This is a genomic window from Mesorhizobium sp. CNPSo 4671 (genome assembly GCF_057784245.1).
Map to the genome: position 1 here is coordinate 1 of NZ_JBWLUW010000030.1, position 16,555 is coordinate 16,555.

At 59.3% G+C, this 16,555-nt stretch carries 14 protein-coding genes; 2 read left to right on the forward strand and 12 right to left on the reverse strand.

All coding sequences use genetic code 11. The annotated features are described in order from the left end of the window. Positions 1-449: 449 nt before the first annotated feature. The 10 genes from AC04SF_RS36040 to AC04SF_RS36085 all read right to left on the reverse strand — a co-directional run bounded on the left by AC04SF_RS36040 (position 450) and on the right by AC04SF_RS36085 (position 11,549). Positions 450-1,337 carry a universal stress protein gene (locus AC04SF_RS36040; RefSeq protein ID WP_488481673.1) on the reverse strand — a complete coding sequence of 296 codons (888 nt, stop codon included), beginning with the start codon at positions 1,335-1,337 and terminating at the stop codon, positions 450-452. 104 nt (positions 1,338-1,441) lie between these two features. Then, positions 1,442-2,224, reverse strand: a complete 783-nt coding sequence (locus AC04SF_RS36045) for a response regulator transcription factor (protein WP_488481674.1) — start codon at positions 2,222-2,224, stop codon at positions 1,442-1,444. Positions 2,225-2,248: 24 nt separating this feature from the next. Then, positions 2,249-2,728 carry a NifX-associated nitrogen fixation protein gene (locus AC04SF_RS36050; protein ID WP_488481675.1) on the reverse strand — a complete coding sequence of 160 codons (480 nt, stop codon included), beginning with the start codon at positions 2,726-2,728 and terminating at the stop codon, positions 2,249-2,251. Between the two features lie 12 nt (positions 2,729-2,740). Continuing rightward, entirely contained in the window at positions 2,741-3,244 is a 504-nt protein-coding gene (gene nifX, locus AC04SF_RS36055) for a nitrogen fixation protein NifX (RefSeq protein WP_488481676.1), read from the reverse strand. After that, positions 3,210-4,592, reverse strand: a complete 1,383-nt coding sequence (gene nifN / locus AC04SF_RS36060) for a nitrogenase iron-molybdenum cofactor biosynthesis protein NifN (RefSeq protein WP_488481677.1) — start codon at positions 4,590-4,592, stop codon at positions 3,210-3,212. Before nifN ends, nifX begins: the two co-directional genes overlap by 35 nt. Before the next feature lie 8 nt (positions 4,593-4,600). Continuing rightward, positions 4,601-6,076, reverse strand: a complete 1,476-nt coding sequence (gene nifE / locus AC04SF_RS36065; RefSeq protein WP_488481678.1) for a nitrogenase iron-molybdenum cofactor biosynthesis protein NifE — start codon at positions 6,074-6,076, stop codon at positions 4,601-4,603. Between the two features lie 154 nt (positions 6,077-6,230). Further along, positions 6,231-7,772 (reverse strand): nitrogenase molybdenum-iron protein subunit beta, encoded by a 1,542-nt coding sequence (nifK, locus tag AC04SF_RS36070; RefSeq protein ID WP_488481679.1) that lies wholly within the window; start codon positions 7,770-7,772, stop codon positions 6,231-6,233. A gap of 121 nt (positions 7,773-7,893) precedes the next feature. After that, entirely contained in the window at positions 7,894-9,396 is a 1,503-nt protein-coding gene (gene nifD, locus AC04SF_RS36075) for a nitrogenase molybdenum-iron protein alpha chain (protein ID WP_488481680.1), read from the reverse strand. Between the two features lie 99 nt (positions 9,397-9,495). Beyond that, positions 9,496-10,389, reverse strand: coding sequence for a nitrogenase iron protein (gene nifH / locus AC04SF_RS36080; protein WP_488481681.1), 894 nt, complete (start codon positions 10,387-10,389; stop codon positions 9,496-9,498). 611 nt (positions 10,390-11,000) lie between these two features. After that, on the reverse strand, positions 11,001-11,549 hold the full coding sequence (locus AC04SF_RS36085) for a hypothetical protein (protein WP_488481682.1): 549 nt from the start codon (positions 11,547-11,549) through the stop codon (positions 11,001-11,003). 85 nt (positions 11,550-11,634) lie between these two features. On the opposite strand from AC04SF_RS36085, the gene AC04SF_RS36090 reads away from it, so the two are divergent. Together AC04SF_RS36090 and rpoN are read left to right on the forward strand one after the other, a co-directional pair. Beyond that, on the forward strand, positions 11,635-12,168 hold the full coding sequence (locus AC04SF_RS36090; protein ID WP_488481683.1) for a redoxin family protein: 534 nt from the start codon (positions 11,635-11,637) through the stop codon (positions 12,166-12,168). 67 nt (positions 12,169-12,235) lie between these two features. Next, entirely contained in the window at positions 12,236-13,720 is a 1,485-nt protein-coding gene (gene rpoN, locus AC04SF_RS36095; RefSeq protein WP_488481699.1) for an RNA polymerase factor sigma-54, read from the forward strand. A gap of 847 nt (positions 13,721-14,567) precedes the next feature. Here the strand turns inward: rpoN and AC04SF_RS36100 are convergent. After that, positions 14,568-15,266 (reverse strand): nitrogen fixation protein NifQ, encoded by a 699-nt coding sequence (locus AC04SF_RS36100; RefSeq protein ID WP_488481684.1) that lies wholly within the window; start codon positions 15,264-15,266, stop codon positions 14,568-14,570. Continuing rightward, positions 15,266-16,318, reverse strand: a complete 1,053-nt coding sequence (locus tag AC04SF_RS36105) for an LLM class flavin-dependent oxidoreductase (protein WP_488481685.1) — start codon at positions 16,316-16,318, stop codon at positions 15,266-15,268. Before AC04SF_RS36105 ends, AC04SF_RS36100 begins: the two co-directional genes overlap by 1 nt. Between the last annotated feature and the right edge of the window lie 237 nt (positions 16,319-16,555).

Consider the following 16,555-nt stretch of genomic DNA (forward strand, 5'->3'; position numbering starts at 1 on the left):
GCGGCGTCTTTGTGGTGGACGGCACGCGCGAGCTGGTTAGGCGATTGGCGCAACCAGGGCAGCCAGTCCAGCTGGACCTCGACGGGCTCCGTGCCGATCGGCAGGCACTGCAAAACCGACTGAGGGGCTGAAGCTTCGCCATGGCGGGAGCTTAGATTTAGACTGGAGCACCTCACGCCTACGGCCTGGGGCTCGGGCACGAAGGAAGGTACGAGGCCGCCACCCAGCAACCCAGCCCGGCGCAGCTATCCGGCGAGCGTGGCCAAAGTTTACCGCAATAGCGGTCGGCTTCGACTATCGCTGAACCCTACCACGTAGATATCGCCACTAGCATCCTGCACCCGCAGACAAAGGTGCTAACGTTCCACTAGGCGTTTTTGCCTGGAAGTCGAACTCGGATGGGCATAGCGATCGCAGGAGAGATCAAAACTACGGTTTTTAGACACCCGTCAGCGAGCCAGAAACAGCGGCATTGGCGGGTTGCCGTCCAGCCATCTCGTCACCCCTCCGAAGAGGCGGTCGCGGAGCCGCCGGCTGCCATAAGCGCCCATGACTATCATATCGGCAGACGTGTCGATTGCGTGCTGCGCGAGCACCGTGGCCGCCGGTTTGCCATGGCTCGGCAGTCGGTCAACCGCCACCCGGGCGCCATGCCGGGCGAGGTAGGCAGCGATGTCGTCTCCGGGATCGGCGCCGTTTCCGTTGCACGTAGCCTCAGGATCGACCAGGGTGACACGAACGTCCTCAGCACCGCATAGGAGATCCAGCGCTTCCCGAACCGCGCGGGACGCCTCGACTCGCGAATCCCAGCCGACCAGCACGCGCCGCGGCGACAGCGTCGCCTCAGCGCCCCTTGGGACGACAAGCACCGGCTTTCCCGTATCGAACAAACTGCCGTTGATAGCAAAAGGTCCGAGCCTATCGTCGTTGAGAAGCGAGGGGCCGATGATTGTCAGGTCGGCGCAGAGCGCCCGTCTTCGCACCACCTCACCGATGGTGGCCTCATCGCAGTAGTCGGTATCGACGTCATAGCAAAGCCACATGGCTCTCAGCAGTGTCTGAATTTCCCTGGATGTTTTTTCCAGTCTGGCCATGTCCTGGGAAAATCTCTCGATCTGCCTAAACCGTTTGTCCAGTCTGGCGATGGCCTGTGCGCGTTGTCCAGGCCACTCGGGGATGCCATCGCCGAGCAGCGGAGACGGCATAATGAGCGGCGGAGGCGACATCACCAGTACGGAAAGATACGCGCCGACTTCGGCACACAAGCTGGCAGCTGTTTTGACATCCTGACCGGAGTGGTCAGCTCCAGTCACACTGAGTACGCTTCTGAAAGCCATTTGATTGTTTCTTTCTGAACATATCGTACCTGCCGGCGCGTTTCGAAGCCGCAAGACTTGCCCTGAGCTCGCCGCAATGGAAGTGGCACCGCATCGGCCGCCATTCAGCCGTCCGGCTTCTCCAGCGAATAACCGGCCGACCTGACGGTACGAATCACGCTGCCGGGGGAGGCCGCCTTCAGCGCCTTTCTGATCCGGCTGATATGCACATCGACGGTGCGTGCACCGATGTGGATATTGTTCGGCCAGGCCGCGTCGATCAGCTCTTCCCGGCTAAAGACCTTTCCGGGAGCCTCGAGCAAATGCCGCAGCAGGTTGAACTCGAGCGGTCCGAGATGGATGTCGTGGCCATTGCCCCGAACTCGGTAGGCATCGAGCTTCATCTCAAGGCTGCCGCAGCAGAGCCAGCTGTTTTCAATTCCGTTTGAACCCGGCTTCGGCAGCGCCAGCTTCGTCCGTAGACAGTCGAGCAGCGTGGCTGGCGCGATCGGTCGCACAAAGCTCTCGTCTATGCCGGCCTTCAACAAATCGAGGTGCTGGTTCTCAGCGCCGGGGGCGATGAGGGCAACAATGGGAAGGCCGCCGGTACGGGGCTCCCTCTTGAGCCTGGCGCAGATTGTGGGGCCTGTGGCGCTTGCTGGCCCGCAATCCAGTACTACCGCCTGGAGTTCCCGCTCATCGGCCGCTGCAAGTGCTTCCGGCATGCAGCCTGCCGGTTCACTCGTGAAGCCATCCACCTCCAGAATGTGGCTGAGGAACAGATACAACTCCGTATCTTGTGAACAGATCAGGACCAGTGGCTTCATCGGCACTATCCCAACAAGCAAATCGGCCTCGACCACATCGGTTGGGTGGGCTGGCCACGGCACGTCTTCAAGGCCCGGCATGATCGCGCTTAAAGAGCGGTTCCATCATGCCCGCGCCACCTCGGGATAGGCTTCAATGACCGCGATGGCGTCGCCGGCCAGTTTCGTTCCGGCCGCGGCGAGTTTCCACAACGTCTCGAAGCCGAACCGATGGACGTCGCGAAGGGTCTTCGACAGAACGACCAACCGCCCGGCCGTGAAGATCACGCGCCCGAAGCCCTCATGGCTGATCTCCATCATCGGCGATGCCATCAGGCCGGAGCGCTCTTCGATCGCAAGCCCGACGGCCGTGTAAAACATGTTGAGCCTCCACAGCACATCAGGATCGGGATCGCCGATGATCGGGATCGCACGTCGCTGTTGCTTGGTGATGACGAAGTCTCCCAGTAGCTCGGCGTCCGATTTGCCTTCCCACGATCCGAAGGAGTCCTGGGCACGGATCAGCCGCACGAGGCATCTGACGAACTTGGTGGCAAGGGCCGCTTCGATCTCGCCGATATCGGGGCTAACAACGGCATCGAACATTTCGCCTGCTCCTCATTTGAAATCCTCATCCTCGAAGGACGTTTTCTTTTCGGCAACGCCTGCCTCCGCCAGCACCTTGCGCAGCCAAGGCGGAGGACACGTCCTCAGCATCATCTGCGTGCGCAAAAGCACCTCTTGAATGCTTTGGGGCTGCGGCACCTTGATCGGAAGGATCTTCGCCGAAATGACCTTGGCCGCCGAAGGTCCGCCGATAGCCAGGCAAAACAGGAGATGACAGCCCTTCAGCGCCTCCACCTTCGGCGTGATGCGATCATCGCCCTCGCTGCGATGCTTGCCGGTCTCATCGGAAACGTCGTCGCAAACCACGGCTTCCACAAGCTGCCACTCCTCGCGTGTCATGTCGTAGACTGCAAAGCGCCTGGCCGACCCGAAATGAGCGTTGAGATTCTTCATGTCTTGCGTGGCGATCGCCACGCGCAAAGCGCCGGGTTGCTTTAGCGGCATCGATGCGTGAGCTTCGTCAGGCACGAGCGAGAGGCGACGAACTGAGTTCATCTGGCATTTCTCGGTAGCGGAATGGATCAAGCCCCTCAGGCGTCGGCGCATGCCGACTGGCTTGGAAGATGTTGGCAGCCTCGAAGATCAGGTCGCGGGTCCCCCGATAGAGGATTGTGAGCTTGTGTTGGCTGCCGAGCCTGTCAAAGATCGGGAACCCGACGCGCATGAGCGGGATGCCGAGGTGCTGCGCGGCCTGGCGGCCGTGGGAATGGGTGACCAGAAGGTCAGTGCCGACGCCAAGAATTTCCAAATCGCCGAGATCGCCAATCTGAACTGAGTCCGCCGGTACTTTCTCCAGAATTTCCGACATATCGGTCGTGGTGACCGCCGCCGCGATTTCGGAACCCATGCCGACGAAGAACGTCGCGAGTTGGTAGAGCTGGTCTGGTTCGGCAGCGATCGCAATTTTCTTCCCTCCGAAATGGAAATGCCCATCGAGCAACGCATCCTGCAACTGCGCCCTGCGACGGCGCACCGCGGCGGGAACCGGCGCACCGGAAATCGCAGACAGCAGCGAGATGAAACGGTCGGCGCCCTTCAATCCTGTCAACGACTGGAACAGCACGTAAGGTACACCGGTCAACCTGTGCAGCAGCTCGGCCGGGCGACGCATATGCTCGCCGATGGCAATGCATTGCACGGCCGTGCCAAGCTCGCGGATGTCCTCGATGCTGGCACCGCCATAGCTGGTCGAGACCCAGCGGTCCGGCACCGTACCGTCAAGCGACCCGGAAACGTCCGGCACAATCACCGGCTCGAGTCCGAAACTTTCAACCGTCTCACGCAAATGCTCGATATCGGCCACAGTAAGGCTCGAGGCGGGCAGGACCGCGATCTTCTTCGATCGACGCGCCTGCGCGCCGTGCCTCGTAATCCTTTCGATCATCGACGCGACAGCCTTGGCCCAGCCCTCTTCGATCGCCCCGTCGAAATCGGGCGTGCTGGCCAGTACGACCTCCGTACCCGCGAGTTCTTCGGCGCGTTTGAGCCTGATACTAGCGATATCGCCCGCGAAATCCTCGCCGCGGGTTTCCGTCAGCGCGGTCGTGCACACTCCGATCAGCTTTGGATTTGTACGAGTCTTGAGATTGAGAATCGCCTCTTCCAGATGATCCGCCCCACCAAGGACCGTCGCCACCTCGTCCATCGCGGTGGTCTGCAGGGGGATGGCTTCCTTGAAATGCCGCACGAAGAGCACGAGCGCGAAGCTGGTGCACCCCTGGCTGCCGTGGAACAGCGGAATGGCGCCGTCGATCCCGAGGAAGGCCAAGGCTGCACCCAACGGCTGCGATGACTTCAGCGGATTGACCGCCGCGGCTTTTGTCTGGGGGAGGATGCGGACCATAGGCTTCCTCAACGCTCGCCGAAATCGTGGGCCGTGGTGCCGGCGAATTTGAAAGCCTGGACGGTCGCGGACTGCGACGGCTCGTCGCCTTGAGCGGCCTGGCACTCCCACGGTGATGGCTCCCGCACCTGACGCCAGATCGGGTTATGGATGGCTAGGTCGATTTGGCGGACGAGTTCCACCATGCCTTCATAGCCTGCATAGGGCTGGTGGCGCTCCTGGTTGATGTCGAGCCAGGGTACCTTGGCCTTCAGCGCGATGAATTGCGTACGCCCGCCCGACAGCATGATGTCGGCCTGGCGTTTTGAGAGCATTGCGTAAAGCTCGCGCGGCGCCATGGTCTCAAACATGTGGTTCTCGTGGCTGAGAATTTTCTTGATCCGCTCCTTGTCTTCGACCGTTGATTTCTTGACCGAGGTGCCGACGATCTCAATGCCGATCTCCATCAGCGCCTGAACAACCGACCAGGATTTCACACCTCCGGTGTTTAGAAGCACGCGCTTGCCTTGGAGCCTCGGTCGGTAGGCCGCGAGCTTCTTCCAGGCAATCGCCTCCTCTTCAGCAATCAAGGCCTCGGTGCGGCTGAGGATCTTGGGATCTGCGCCCTTCTTCACCAGCAGTCTGGCAATCTGCCGAAGCGCTTCAGAGGTCTCGGTGATGCCGTAGAAGGAGCCTTCGAAAAACGGGATATCCCAGCGCTGCTCCATCTTGCGCGCCAGGTTGATGAGTGCGGTCGAGCACACCACCATGGTTGCCCGGGCGCGGTGCGCTGATGCAACGTCAAGGTAACGCGCGTCGCCGGGAATCGAGGCGCGCACCCGGATGCCGAGCCGATCCAGGAGCGGCTTCACCAGCCAGAATTCGCCCGAGAGGTTGAACTCGCCGAGAATATTGACGTCGTGCGGACCGGCATCGTCAGGCTCCACCGTGCCTATCACATGATCAAGCAACGCTTCGCCGGCAAGCTTGTTGCCGAGATTCTTCGAGCCCACGAACCCAGGCGCTTTGACCGGCACCACCGGCAAGCCGAACTTCTCCGCCGCGCGTTTGCACACGGCCTCGATGTCGTCGCCGATTAGGGCCGTAACACAGGTCGAATAGACGAAGATCGCGGGCGGCGCGTGAGCTTCCTTGATCTCGCGGATAGCTTTGAAAAGTTTGCGCTCCCCCTGCCCCATCACCACGTCGAGTTCGGTGAGATCGGTCGTGAAGCTCGTGCGCCATAGAGTCGGCCCAGACGAAGCCGTGCCGCGGTTGTCCCAGGAATTGCCCTCGCAGCCGAGCGGTGCATGGACCAGATGCGCGACATCGGTGATGGGCTGCAGCACGATTTTTGCCCCGTCGAAGGCGCAGCCGCCGGCGGCCGCCCCTGGGGTCAGCGGTTTGGTGCAGCCCTTTTTGCGCGCCTGGGCATCCTTGCCGCGGTTCTTCTCGCAGGCAGGCTCATTGAAGACGTCCTGAATTTTGGCATTGAGCGAGGACATTACGCTGGTCTCCAAAGTCCGTCGGGAAGCGACAGGCTCCGAAAGAGTTGGTCGCCACTGCTAAAGCGATAGCGACTTTCAGTGCCGCTCCGCCCACTCAGGGTTTCACGCATCACTTCTCCGCAAACTGGTTCGCACATTCCTGGAGACATGCTTAGCGGGTGAGATCATAAGAATAGTCCGTCACTCCCGTCTGGCTGGTCTCGCGATCGAGCTTGTCGAAGATCTTGTCGAGGATGGTCGTCAGTACGCGCAGCCCGCCTTGGTAGCCCATGAGCGCAAAGCGATGGTGATGGTGCCGGTCGAAGAGCGGAAATGTCAGCCGGACGAGCGGCGTTCCGGTGTCGCGCTCCAGATACTTGCCATAGGAATTGCCGATCAACAGATCCACGGGCTCGGTGAATAGCAGCGATCGCATCGCCCACAGGTCCTTGCCCGGCCAGACTTGAGCCGCCCTGCCGAAATGGGAGAATGCAAGCATAGCCTTCATCTCGTCCGCCCACGCCGGGGTGCCATTGGTGGCTAGGCAGTGGGTCGGCTCGCCGCCTGTCTCCATGATGAAGCGGGCCATGGCGTGGACGAAGTCCGGGTCGCCGTAGATCGCGTATTTCTTGCCGTGCAGCCAGGACTGGCTGTCCGCCATGGCATCAACAAGTCGCCCGCGCTCCAGTCGGATTGCCTCGGGGATCTCCTTACCGGAGATCGCGGAGACCTCCATCAGGAATTCGTCCGTCGCCTGGATGCCCAGCGGGTAATGGAACGAGGCCGAGGCCTGACCGACCGCCTCGCAATATTCCAACGTTTTTCGCGTGTTGTAATGCTGCAGCGAAAGTGTCGCCTCGGCGTTCAGTGCGTTCCTCACATCTTGGATTTTCGTGCCCCCGTCATACATGCGGTAGTCGCCGTCCGATGGTGTGTCGAACTGGTCAGAGGCATCCTGGATGAATGTATAGGACACGCCCATCAGATCGAGCAGACGTTTGAGTTCCCGGTTGTTGCCGACGCAAAAGCCGTCGAAGCCCGGAATGATGTTGATCGTTCCTTGGGCTTCCGTTCGCTGCTGGCCTTTCCAGAAGTGTTCCAAAATGCCCTTGATCGTACCGTCATAGCCGTCGACGTGGCTGCCGACGAAAGCCGGCGTGTGGGCGAACGGCACATCGAAGTCGCGCGGGACTGAGCCTTCTTCCTTGGCGTTCTCGATGAAGCTGCGCAAGTCGTCGCCAATGACCTCGGCCATACAAGTCGTCGATACGGCGATCATCTTCGGGTCGTACAGTTTATACGTGTTGGCGAGTCCGTCGACCATGTTCTTCAGTCCGCCGAACACTGCCGCGTCCTCGGTCATAGAGGAAGAAACCGCCGAAGCAGGCTCCTTGAAATGGCGCGACAGGTGGGAGCGATAATAGGCCACGCAGCCTTGGCTTCCGTGGACGAAGGGCATGGTTCGCTCGAAGCCCGCGGCCGCGAATACCGCGCCGAGCGGCTGGCAGGCCTTGGCGGGGTTGATGACAAGCGCTTCGCGCGCAAAGTTTTTCTCGCGGTATTCCCACGTCTTGGTGAATTCGCCTTGATCGGCGATGACCTGATCCTGGTGCGGACATTCGAAATTCAGCTTCTTCTCGGCAAGCATCTGCCTGTATTCCGGCTCGCGGAAGAGGGGCGCGTGGTCGAGAACTTTTTCGGCCGACTGCGGCATGGTGGTCACCCTTCTTGAATCTGACCGCGCTGCGGCGCGGGACAGGGACATTGAACGTTTCAGGTCTTCCGCGGATCGCGGGGTTTATCGTCTCCCTGGGAGGCCAGGCTCGGACCAGGTTCTATTCGGCAGCCATTGCCTGCCCCCGGCTTGGGCGTCTTTTCCACGGCGCCTCGAATAGGTCCCAAACCGGGTTGTTGATGGCAAGATCAACATCACGGGCGAAAACGGCAAAGCCGTCATAGCCGTGATAGGGCCCCGAATAATCCCAGGAGTGCATCTGACGGAACGGTATGCCCATCTTCTGCACCGGGTACTTTTCCTTGATCCCCGAGCCTACGAGATTAGGACGAACCCCCTCGATGAACTTTTCCAACTCGTAACCGGTGACGTCGTCATAGATCAGCGTGCCGTTTTTCACGTAGTGGGCGGTGCGTTGATAATCGTCGTTGTGGGCGAATTCGTAGCCTGTGCCGACGATCACCATGCCGAGGTCCTCGTATGCTGTGATGACGTGGCGAGGGCGCAGGCCGCCGACATAGAGCATCACCGTATTGCCTTCCAGGCGCGGTCGGTATTTGGCAATGACCTCGTCGACGAAGGGTCGGTACTTGGCGATGACCTTTTCGGTCCTCTCCTCGATTTCCGGCCCAAAGTGCTTGGCAATCTTGCGCAGGGAGGCTTCGATCTGGGAGGGACCGAAAAAATTGTATTCCATCCAGGCGATGCCGTATTTTTCCTCCATGTGCCGGCAGATGTAATTCATAGACCTGTAGCAATGGATGAGATTGAGCTTGGCCTTCGGTGCGCGCTCAATCTCGGCGAGCGTTGCGTCGCCCGACCAGTTGCCGACCACACGCAGGCCGATCTCCTCGAGCAGGATTCGCGACGCCCACGCGTCGCCTCCGATATTGTAGTCGCCGACCACGTTCACGTCGTAGGGGCCACCCTCGAACTCGATGGCCCTCTTCTCGAACACCCAGTCGCGGATAGCATCGTTGGCGATGTGGTGGCCGAGCGACTGCGAGACGCCGCGGAAGCCCTCGCAACGCACCGGCACGATCGTCTTTTCGATCTCCTTGGCCTTCTTGCGTGAAACCGCTTCGGTGTCGTCACCTATCAGGCCGATCGGGCACTCGGACTGCACGGTGATGCCCTTGTTCAGCGGAAAAAGCTCTTCGATTTCGTCGATGATCTGCTCCAGCTTTTTGTCGCCGCCGAAAACAATGTCTTTCTCCTGGAAATCGGAGGTGAACTGCATTGTCCCGAACGTGTCGATGCCCGTCGTGCCGACGTAGTAATTGCGGCGCTGCGACCAGGAGTATTGCCCGCAGCCGACAGGGCCGTGCGAGATGTGGACCATGTCCTTGACCGGACCCCACACCACGCCTTTTGAGCCGGCATAGGCGCAGCCGCGAATGGTCATCACGCCGGGAATGGATTTGATGTTTGATTTGACGTCACATTCGGAAAGGACCTCCCCTTCCTCGCCGGCCTCGTCCCCGCTCTTTGCTACGTTGAGGTGCTTTTTGCGGCGCTTCGCCGTCTTGTCGGGATAGTGGGACAACACCTCCTCGATAAGCTTCGCGTGGAGAGCACCGTCATTTTCATATTCCAGGCTCATGGGACCCCTTTCAAGGTTCGCGTGACGCCTCACCGGCGAGGCGCCTTTGTTTCGAAGGCGCGCCAGGTCAAGGCCACACCTCGAGTCGACATCGCTTGTTTACTGTGCAGCCGCCTTTGCCGTTTCCTTGGCTTGAAGCTCGGCAAGCATCTGCTCGTCTGTCTTCATGATGCCGAAGTCGAGCAGCATGTCCTCGAGCTCCTCCATGGTGATTGGGGTGGGGATGGTGCCCTGGCCCGAATTGCCATGGATCTTCTCGGCCAGCGCGCGGTATTCCCCGGCCTGGTTTGAATCCGGCGCATACTGGATCACCGACATCTTCCTGAGCTCGGCGTGCTGAACGATATTGTCGCGTGGCACGAAATGGATGAGCTTGGAATTGAGCCTGGAAGCCAGCGCTTCGGCGAGGTCGAGCTCGCGGTCCGTTTGGCGCTCGTTGCAGATCAGGCCGCCAAGCCGCACGCCGCCCGAATGGGCGTATTTCAAAATACCCTTGGCGATGTTGTTGGCGGCATAGAGCGCCATCATCTCGCCGGACATGACGATGTAGATTTCCTGGGCTTTGTTCTCGCGGATCGGCATTGCAAAACCGCCGCACACCACGTCTCCGAGCACGTCGTAGGAAACATAGTCGACATCATCATAGGCGCCATTCTCCTCGAGAAAGTTGATCGAGGTGATGACGCCGCGGCCGGCGCAGCCTACGCCCGGCTCGGGTCCGCCTGACTCCACGCACTTGATGCCCTTGTAGCCGATCTTGAGCACATCCTCGAGTTCAAGGTCTTCCACCGAACCTTCTGCTGCTGCAAGGTGCAGCACGGTATCCTGCGCCTTCGAATTCAGGATAAGGCGGGTGGAGTCGGCCTTGGGATCGCAGCCGACGATAAGTATCCTCTGCCCCAAGTCGACAAGGGCGGCGAGGGTATTTTGGGAGGTGGTGGACTTGCCGATGCCGCCCTTGCCGTAAAAGGCGATCTGACGCAGACCTGACATGTAGCTTTCCTTCCTTCGTTCCATTCATCGCGGCTGCCGCGATACGAATGCCGGTCGGCAGCTTTTGCCGCCTCGTAACGTAGGGTTCAAAACTCATGCCAATTTTAGTGACGCATCGAAGAAAGTTTTTTGTTCTTCCTTTTCAGTTATTTGGCCTCAGCAAAATACGGGGACGTGACTAACTCAGCCTATGTCGCGGACCTGACAACACCAACGAAACATGTCGCACAGTGTTGAATAGGACAGCCATATTGTCTCGGCCTGAACGGGCTTTGTGCTTACGGTAGGCTCAGCCGGCTAGACTGAAAGAGCGGTCACTCCATAAGCCCTGAGTATCAAGCAGCCGGAGCCCGGCCCGTCGGCTTGGTAGAGCTTCCGACATTTGCGTCCACCTTCTGACACAAGAAGGTTCCGTCGATCCGTCGGCTGGAAACGCTTTTCATGTTTCCCGAGCACTGGCGGCTTTGAATGTTACACGTTGATTCCGATGTGATCGCCGCCTCAGATGGAAGGCTTTTCTCCATCGCGTCTCCGAGAGCAGTTCTTTCTGCTCAAGGTGAAGATCGCTTCCTTTCCTGCTGCAAGCCAGATGGCACGGCATTTGCGCCAGCTCATGAGAGCCATCGAACCACAAACAAAGCGGAGAGCGAGGCATGGGTGAATGCAGAGAACCGCTTAAGCCGACGGTGCCTGTTGCGGATAAACATCGAGAGGTCGGTGCCTCCAGGCGTCCATGCTCGCTGGCTTTTCTGCGCAGGTGTGGTCGGGGCCCGAAATCCAAACGTATGGCGTTGGACCAACTGCCGCTTGCCGATCCTCATCGGCATGCGGATCCCAAAGCAGTGCATCAAAGGATCACCCCAACCGACGTCGGCGCGCCACTGGTAACCATCTGCAATAGCCAGAGCCACTTTCGTGAAGCGAGACTCTTGCGCGACGCCAAAGTTGCGGCACCACACGCCTGCTTCGACATCGGCACTGTTGATCGCCACGTGTTTCTCCTCGAACACTGCCAGCCCATCGCTACTTGCCGCAAAACGGTTGCTCGATCTGCCCAAATCACTCATATCGGTTCGGCCGTTCGGATGACGAAGGGGTGGGCCAATGCCCTCCCGTACCACCGGATGGAAAAGCGATTTGGAAGCCGCGAAGGCCTTCATCTCACGTCCGGCATGTCTGCCGAGTCGACGTTGTGTCGGCCAAACCGAGAAGCCATGCCAGGTTTCGTCTAGCAGGAGTTAATTGATGACCATCACGAAGAAAGTTCCTTTCGTAACATTTCGCACGCGTGTTCGCGATGATTCCATTGAGGGACCGAATCCATACCGCTGGGAAGACAAGACATCCGACGACTATTTTGGTGGCAAGCGGGTCCTCCTGTTCTCGCTTCCTGGCGCCTTCACCCCGACCTGCTCGACCTACCAACTGCCCAATTTCGAAAAGCTCTACGACGAGTTCAAGAAGGAAGGAATTGATGCAATCTACTGCCTCTCCGTCAACGATGCCTTCGTCATGAATGCGTGGGGCAAGTCTTTGGGGCTGCAGAAGGTCGAGCTCATCCCGGACGGTTCAGGCGAGTTCACCCGCAAAATGGGCATGCTGGTGGCCAAGGACAATCTCGGTTTCGGAATGCGCTCCTGGCGCTATGCGGCTTTGATCAACGACGGCGCGGTGGAGCAGTGGTTTGAGGAAAAAGGCTTCTCCGACAACTGCGAGACCGATCCCTATGAGGTTTCATCCCCGCAAAACGTTCTTGAAACACTGAAGGCAGCCGCATGACCGAGTGAACGTCTGGCAGCCCCAACACACGGCCAAGTGTCTCCTCGAACGGAGTTTCGCGCTCAACATGCTGTCCTCGGCAAGGCTGCTTCAACGCCAGAAGCAATCGATGGTGGCATCGCCTCAGCTCATTGAGTCGATCCGCCTGCTGCAACTGGCTCGCGTCGAACTGCATCAATTCGTGGAGCAGGAACTCGAGAAAAATCCTCTTTTGGAGCCTGCTCCAAACGACGGTGAAGCTCCTAGCGACGTTCCGATTTCGGCAGAGCAGTCCACCGGCGAACCCGATAAAGACATTGACAGGCCGACGAGCGCGGCGTCCGCCGAGCGACTGGGGGAATGGAAATCGCTGCGCAATACGACGAACCTTCCGGCGAGTGATCGCCCTGCGCTGGAAGAGTTTGCCGCCTGCACCGAAACATTGCACGATCACGTAGCTAGTCAGATCGCGCTCACCGCCTTCACACCACAGGAACGGCTGATTGCCGCCGAGCTTGCAGGCCATCTGGAAGACACCGGCTATATTCCGGCGAATCTTTTGGAACTCGCCGGCATGCTGAACGTCGGCGAGCCGGATGTGGAACGTGTTCTTGCAACATTGCAGCACTTTGATCCACCCGGAATTTTTGCTCGCACCCTCAGCGAATGTCTCGAGATCCAGTTGCGCCAGCGAGACCGGTTCGACCCGGCGATGGCCGCTTTGATCACCCACCTTGACCTGGTCGCGAGACGTGATTTTCAGGCACTGAAGCAGCATTGCCGCGTTGATGAAGACGACCTCCTTGAGATGTTGCATGAAATCCGTGCGCTCGATCCCAAGCCCGGCAACCGATTCCAATCCGGAGCGCCTGAACCCATCATACCCGACGTCTTGGTCACGCCCTCGCCCGGAGGTGGGTGGCAGATCGAACTTGATCCAGAGGCGCTGCCCAAGGTTTTGATCAATCAAACCTATTTCGCTGAAGTCTCGCGACACACAGCCCAGAATTCGAAAGATCAGGCATTTCTGAACGAATGCCTGCAAAACGCGAACTGGTTAATTCGCAGCCTCGACCAACGAGCCCAGACGATTCTCAAGGTTGCCACTGAAATCGTGCGCCAACAGGATGCCTTCCTCCGGCACGGCGTCGCCCACCTGCGGCCCCTCAATCTGAGGACTGTCGCTGAAGCGATCAACGTGCATGAGTCGACAGTGAGCCGGGTGACCTCGAACAAGTATATGCTTACTCCACGCGGGGTGTTTGAACTGAAGTATTTCTTCACTGTCGCGATTGCCTCCTGCGAAGGTGGTGACGCGCACTCCGCCGAAGCTGTCCGTCATCGGATCAAAGCAATAGTTGCTCAAGAATCCGCCGGTCACGTGCTTTCCGACGATGACATCGCCGCGCGGCTGAAGGAAACCGGCATCAATGTTGCCCGGCGCACCGTTACAAAATATCGCGAGGCGATGAACATCCCCTCCTCTGTACAACGGCGCAGGGAAAAGCGCCTATGGCTCAATGGAGATGGAGCTTTGCCGTCTGATCCCGCTGACGTCAAACCGCAACGCTGACATAAACAGAGGGTTCTCATCAAAGCGCACGCGGCATGCGCTCTTCCCTATAAGGGCCCTATCGACAATGACCTCTCTGATCGGCAGTTCCTTTTCGTTGAATTTCTGGGTATTGAATTTACCGATGCAAACACCCTCAGAGCGCAACACACAGAGGAATACGTGCGCAGTTCAGTTGCCAGTGCATTGTTGACCCTCTCACGAAGCCGCTGCACATCGTTTCTCACTCGAAGGATGCACATCGCGTTTATGATGAGCGCGAGAGAGCCATCGTTGATGGAGACGACCCGGCAATCATCGACGTTCAAGATTTCTTCGAGTTCGGGATTAAAGCGCCCTTCAATGTGCCGTCATAGATCACTTGGCTGAAATGGAGGTCTGAAGTGATGGTGTCGCACTTGCCCGCCGAACCGTGATTGACAGGAATAGGCCGTCGCCAAAGTGATGCGGCTGCTCCGCGCACGTTACGACGGTTTGTCGTGTGCCCACCGTGTCGGGACGAGGGGCGTCAGCGCCGCGCGCGATGTTCTTTGCGGCCGCCGTGCGTCGAACAAAGGCTGAAACGGTAGGGAGCGAGGGAGCGCGCCCTCAAAAGCGCCGTAGCGACCGGTTTACAAGAAATGGCTCGGATCGTGTTGCCGCGGTCGGATACCACATTCCAGCCAGAGCCGCGTGTTTTGGCACGAAAGGCCTCGGTCCCGGCGATCCGTTTGTTCGTGCTCTCAAGATTCTGTCCGGTCCGCACACAGGTCGCTACCCGAACCGTGCTCGGCCCGCTTACCCTGATCGGGCCGATTGAATTTCCCTCTCCTCCCGTGCAAGGGCGCCTGGAAGAAGCCGCTCTGGCTCAACGGCGTGAGATTGGCGCCCGCGAGATTGGCGCCTCGGACGCCGGCAAGAGCGCCTCCTGGTCCAAGGCGATCCCATTCTTGATCCGTGCCAGGCGACTTTCGTCGTCTTCCGGGCCGAAGCAGCTTTCGAAATCATTGCATTCACGGCAGCTAGGCGAGCTGCATAGTGAAAATCCTTCGGATTCGCAGAGCTTGCGATAAAAGTACTTCTTCCATTTCATGTTTTGGGTGTTGCCGGCCGCAAGCGTCGGGAAATGCGTGGCAAGCAGGCGGCTGAGCTCGTTTCGGTTGAAAAGGCCTAGGTCCTGCCAGAGATGGTCGTTGCGCATGGCACGCCGGGCGATGATCTTGGCGAACCGGGCGCTGGCCGGGTCGCCGGGCCGGGCATGCGCGAACAGCAACTCGCGCAGAAGTTCTTCCTCCGGGTCCGGCTGGGGCTCGCCCGCCTCCTCCAATGCGAACGCGTCGACGGCGACTGCCGGGAAGCTGCCGGTCAGGACATCGCGCAGCTCAGCTCGCGAAAGACCGGTTGCTTGTGTCGCCGTCGCCTTGCCGGCCTCGAGTTCCTCAAGCGCGCTCGAAAGCACACAGGCAAGCGCATGCCGGTCAAACTGCAACTCGGTCGGCGATTTGCCAGTGCCGGGGCAGCCATGGTGCTGCGCCGCATGGGTGCCATGCTCCTGGTCCCGTCCCATCAATCGCCCTGAAGAGCGAGCGACTTGCTGACCGCTGGGATGATCTGGTCTCCCCAGAGCTCGATCTGGCGTAGCATCGTTTTGTGGTCGAAATCGCCCAGTTGCGTCTGAATTGCGACCTGGTCGGGTTTCAAGATGTCGATCTCTTCCAGCAGGCGGTCAATCACGCGATTCACGCTGCCGATCGGCAGGTTCTGGCGCATCTTCTCGAATGATAAATCCTGCTGCGTCGGCGTCTCGTTTAGCAGATAGCCGTCCGGGCTCTGCTGACGGCGCTGGTGCAGTGCTTCTGACAGCCGGCGCTGAAAACGGGCGTTGTCGAGATAACTGTTGATCTCTGCCTCGTCGTCGCTGGCATAGCAGCAACGCAGCAGACATATCTTGGCGTCCGCGACATTCTTCCCTTCGGAAGCCGCCGACTTCTCGATTGCTTCGCGCAGCGCGGTCAAACCCTCCAAGCCATTGTGAAATGCCGTGACAAAGAAATTGTGCCCCTCACGATAAGCCCGCCTTATGCGCGCGGCTCCCCCAGCGATCCAGATCGGCGGGGTCGGCTTCTGGAGCGTACGCAGCGAAATCGCCGTCGGAGGTATGTTCACATACTTGCCGTTGTGCTCGAAGATGTTTTGGTTGAGGCCTTTCAGAAGGATGTCCAAGTATTCCGAAAACACGGCCGCCGCCTCATCGATATTGACGCCGAAGCGTTCGAACTCGAATTTCTGGTATCCCAAGCCGACGCCAAGCTCGAGGCGGCCGTTCGCCACGATGTCGGCGAAGCCGATTTCTGAAAGCAAGCGCTGCGGCTGATATAGCGGCAGCACGCACACAGCAGTGCCAAGGCGAATAGTGCTCGTCATGCCGGCGCAGTGCGCCACCATCATCAGGGGCGAGGGTATCAGACTGTAATTGTTGAAGTGGTGCTCGGCAAACCAGGCGGTAGCGAAGCCGGCTTGCTCCGAAACGGTGGCATGTTCGATGGAGTTGCGGATGACGCTGTCGCACGATTGATGATAGCCTCGCTGGGCGGCCAGGATGAAGGTTGCGAATTCCATGAGGTTTCCTTGTTTACAGGTGAGTTAGCCTGTCGGAGAAGCGCCAAATACGCGCACAGGCCTTGGCTGCGGCCAGCCTTGCCGGCGGCTTGGTTTTGCTGCACCGCTCGCAATTGGGTGGCTAGGGCACGCGGAGCGGTTGGAACTGCTTTGACCACGATGAGGACGGACGTTTTCGTCATCGCCCGAATTCACATCTTCGGCCGAAGCAGTGCGGGCGCCGGGCGCAGCGGAGTT